The organism is Oleiphilus sp. HI0123 (genome assembly GCF_001635315.1).
In genome coordinates, this window is record NZ_LWGE01001208.1 from 1 (window position 1) to 3,329 (window position 3,329).

The following is a 3,329-nucleotide window of genomic DNA, read 5'->3' on the forward strand; positions in this document are numbered from 1 at the left end:
TTTCAGGAGGGCAAATGCAGCGCGTTTTGTTCGCACGCTTGCTCGTTCAAGAAGCCAACCTAATATTATTAGATGAGCCTTTTACCGGCGTAGACAGCCGAACAACACATGACCTACTACACTTGATTCAACACTGGCATGAACAGGGTAAAACGATTGTTGCAGTACTCCATGACCTTGAGCAAGTAAAGTCTCACTTCCCACATTGCCTTTTGTTATCGCGAGAGCCCATCGCTTTTGGGCCAACTGCCGGCGTATTGACTGAGCAAAACTGGCAACGAGCACGACAACTCAACGAAGCCTTTGATGAAAACGCCGTGTATTGCGGGGCTCACTAACAGATGTTCGATCTTTTTATTGCGCCAATTTTAGACTTCTCATTTATGCAACGCGCTATCGTTGGCTGCCTTGCGATTGCGATTAGCGCAGCGCCTATTGGCGTTTTTCTGATGTTAAGACGCATGAGTTTAACTGGCGACGCCATGGCACACGCAATATTGCCCGGTGCAGCGGCAGGCTTTTTTCTGGCCGGCTTATCTATTCAGGCAATGACCATCGGCGGGATTATCGCAGGCTGCCTTGTTGCGCTATTTTCCGGTTTCGTCTCTCGTATGACCGATGTCGCTGAAGATGCCAGCATGGCTGCCTTTTATCTTATTTCTCTGGCAGCAGGCGTCCTGATTATTTCAATTAACGGTAGTCAGGTTGATTTACTACACGTACTTTTCGGTTCCGCGCTGGCTTTGAACAACGAAGCTTTATATTTGCTTGCCGGGGTTTCTACAATTACCTTAATTACACTTGCTCTGCTGTTCAGACCGTTGGTTCTTGAGTGTATGGACAGGCTTTTCCTGCAATCAGTCAGTCGACTAAGTCCAATTGCTCACTTTGCCTTCCTGGTGCTAGTTGTTCTAAACCTTGTTGCCGGCTTTAACGCCCTTGGTACCTTAATGTCTGTGGGTATGATGATTTTGCCTGCAGCCTCTGCAAGGTATTGGGTCAAGAGCCTCGATATGATGCTTTTGGCGTCCTCTTGTTTTGCAATTCTCTGTTGTTATATCGGCTTACTCTTGTCATACCATGCTGGCTGGCCAACCGGGCCGGCGATCATACTGACACTTGGTATGCTCTACGTCTTGTCGTTTTCATTAGGACTTAATGGTAGCCTTTTATCTCGACTTGCCAAACCCAAACATCTCAGCGCATAACTCGTAAATATAGGTAATTTAAATATGAAGTCCTGGTTTAAATCGATCGAAAACGATGCTGAAGGCACCTCCTATCCCTTAGATAAAGTATTAAACGAACTAAACTTCTCTGAAGAGGGTTTAATACCCGTAATAGCCCAGGACCATGAGACGAGAGAGGTGCTAATGTTTGCCTGGATGAATCGCGAGTCATTAAAAGAAACTCTCGAAACCTCCAAGATGTGCTATTGGTCCCGTTCGCGAAAGTCTTTATGGCGCAAAGGAGAAAGCTCTGGCCACTGGCAAAGCCTGGTATCGATGAGAACGGATTGCGACGGTGATGTACTACTAGCCCTGGTCACACAAGATGAAGCAGCTTGTCACACCCATCGTAGAAGTTGCTTCTACCTGAAGTTTGAGCAAGGCGAGGTGGTCATCGCCTCATAAGCTTTCTGCTTTCTGCTTTCTTCGTTTACATCAGTGCTGATACAAATTACTTAAGTGGTCGTATTTATCCAGGATTTCTTGATAGCGACCACTTGATTTAATTTCTGACAAACCACGATCAAAGTCATCTCTGACCAGCTTATCTCGGAATAAAAACGGGTAATGACTTGGTTTAAATAAGGGGTGAAATCTGACCTTTTGACTAAAGCGCTGCTTTGCCAAGCGAGAGTAGCGATCTCCCTGATTTGCCTTATACCAATAATATCCAAAAATACTCTTATCCATCACGATAAAATCAAGCTCTCTGATAAAGAGTAGATTTATCTGAAAATCTTGTTTTGGAACTTCTTGATAATGCCGGTTTGTGCGTGCCATCACAGCATATTCTTTACCCAGAAAGTCTTTCGCTTTTTGAAAACCTACAACCGTTTTATCTTGAAGAAAAGACATAGATATATCTTCAGGGTAGTTCTTGGATGCCAGACTTATTGCGTAGTTTTGAAATGTCACCACGGCTTGGGACAAATAACCACTCTTAACAACATTGGCCTTTGCATTCATCACGGCATCTAACTGCGCATCATCAAACAACTTATATGCTCGCTCAAATGGCACATAAACCGGACGTATATCATAACGCTCAGGATCGAGGCTCGCTCGCAATATATCTAACTCGATGCCTGAGTCAGTTTCTTTAATCACCCAAGGAGGAATTGACATGCTAATGCCAATCTCAAATGGCTGAGGAGCATCTGATTGTACTGTGGAAGGGTCCTTGGCATGCAAGGATAATGAGACACTAGATACTAAAAAGGCGAAAAAAGCGTAGATGAATCTAAACATTGCTTCCTCCGCCTGATAATGAAAATTAACTATCCTTGGGAACTATCTCCGTCCTTTTCAAAGGCTTCTTTAAAACCTTTTCATATAAGAATAATAGTGCTTCTCGAGCTTGATTCAAGCGCGCGCGGGAAAGAGACATATTTTTTACCAAATAGCGTAAAAACTCTTTCACATTAGATTCACTTAAATAACGCGGGCTCCGCAAATCATAATAAGCTAAATACTGCGTAATCCAGTGCTGGTAAGTATGAATGGTTCTGGCACTCAAATGTTGGTGCTTTACCGCTTCAGCCAAGTCTACTGACAACCCCGGTTGACATTCGTCCAATGCAACTGCTGTACTCATATTGATTCCTTTTACTGCTTATAGAGACCTATATGCTTCTTCACTTTCCTTGTGTTGATCTCTTATAATTATTATCTTTTTTATCGTGGACACTGCTATTAACCAGCCTGAGACACAGACTGGTTAGAGACGCTGTAATTTACGCCTTTAATGTTTCAACTTCATTAATGTATTTTTGCATTGCCGCATCAGAAGTCGTTCCTTTCAACTCTTCCCATGCAACATATTTTGCACGTGCAACGAAGTCCATCATACCTGGCTTTTTACCTGAAACGTCACCTTCAGTTGCTTGCTTATACAAAGCATACATCTGCAACTTCTGCTCGTTTGAAAGCTGAACGTCACCTTCCGAGTTTTGAACAAAGTTTACGGTATCTTCAAATTGTTGCTTTAAATCGCTCATAACTTACTCCTGTTAATTTGGCGCGATTATAACTCGCTTAAATACAGATCGGTAGCTCTATAGGTAAAACCACTTTTCCATTTATGTGTATAATCTCACAGTT

Annotated in this window: 6 protein-coding genes; 3 read left to right on the forward strand and 3 right to left on the reverse strand. The window is 43.1% G+C overall.

The window, feature by feature from the left end; translation table 11 throughout:
* The 3 genes from A3761_RS13625 to hisI form a co-directional block, all read left to right on the forward strand.
* The coding region (locus A3761_RS13625; protein WP_156491841.1) for an ATP-binding cassette domain-containing protein at positions 1-338 on the forward strand (338 nt) is incomplete at its 5' end.
* 3 nt (positions 339-341) lie between these two features.
* Positions 342-1,208 carry a metal ABC transporter permease gene (locus tag A3761_RS13630; RefSeq protein ID WP_068508719.1) on the forward strand — a complete coding sequence of 289 codons (867 nt, stop codon included), beginning with the start codon at positions 342-344 and terminating at the stop codon, positions 1,206-1,208.
* Between the two features lie 24 nt (positions 1,209-1,232).
* A complete protein-coding gene (gene hisI, locus A3761_RS13635; protein ID WP_068508721.1) occupies positions 1,233-1,634 on the forward strand; it encodes a phosphoribosyl-AMP cyclohydrolase in 402 nt (133 codons plus the stop codon).
* A 30-nt stretch (positions 1,635-1,664) separates the two neighbouring features.
* On the opposite strand, the gene A3761_RS13640 is transcribed toward hisI, so the two are convergent.
* From A3761_RS13640 to A3761_RS13650, 3 genes are all read right to left on the reverse strand, one after another.
* A complete protein-coding gene (locus A3761_RS13640; protein WP_068508723.1) occupies positions 1,665-2,477 on the reverse strand; it encodes an ABC transporter substrate-binding protein in 813 nt (270 codons plus the stop codon).
* Between the two features lie 25 nt (positions 2,478-2,502).
* Positions 2,503-2,823, reverse strand: a complete 321-nt coding sequence (locus tag A3761_RS13645) for a site-specific integrase (protein WP_068508725.1) — start codon at positions 2,821-2,823, stop codon at positions 2,503-2,505.
* Positions 2,824-2,962: 139 nt separating this feature from the next.
* On the reverse strand, positions 2,963-3,226 hold the full coding sequence (locus A3761_RS13650; protein ID WP_068508728.1) for an acyl-CoA-binding protein: 264 nt from the start codon (positions 3,224-3,226) through the stop codon (positions 2,963-2,965).
* Positions 3,227-3,329 lie beyond the last annotated feature (103 nt).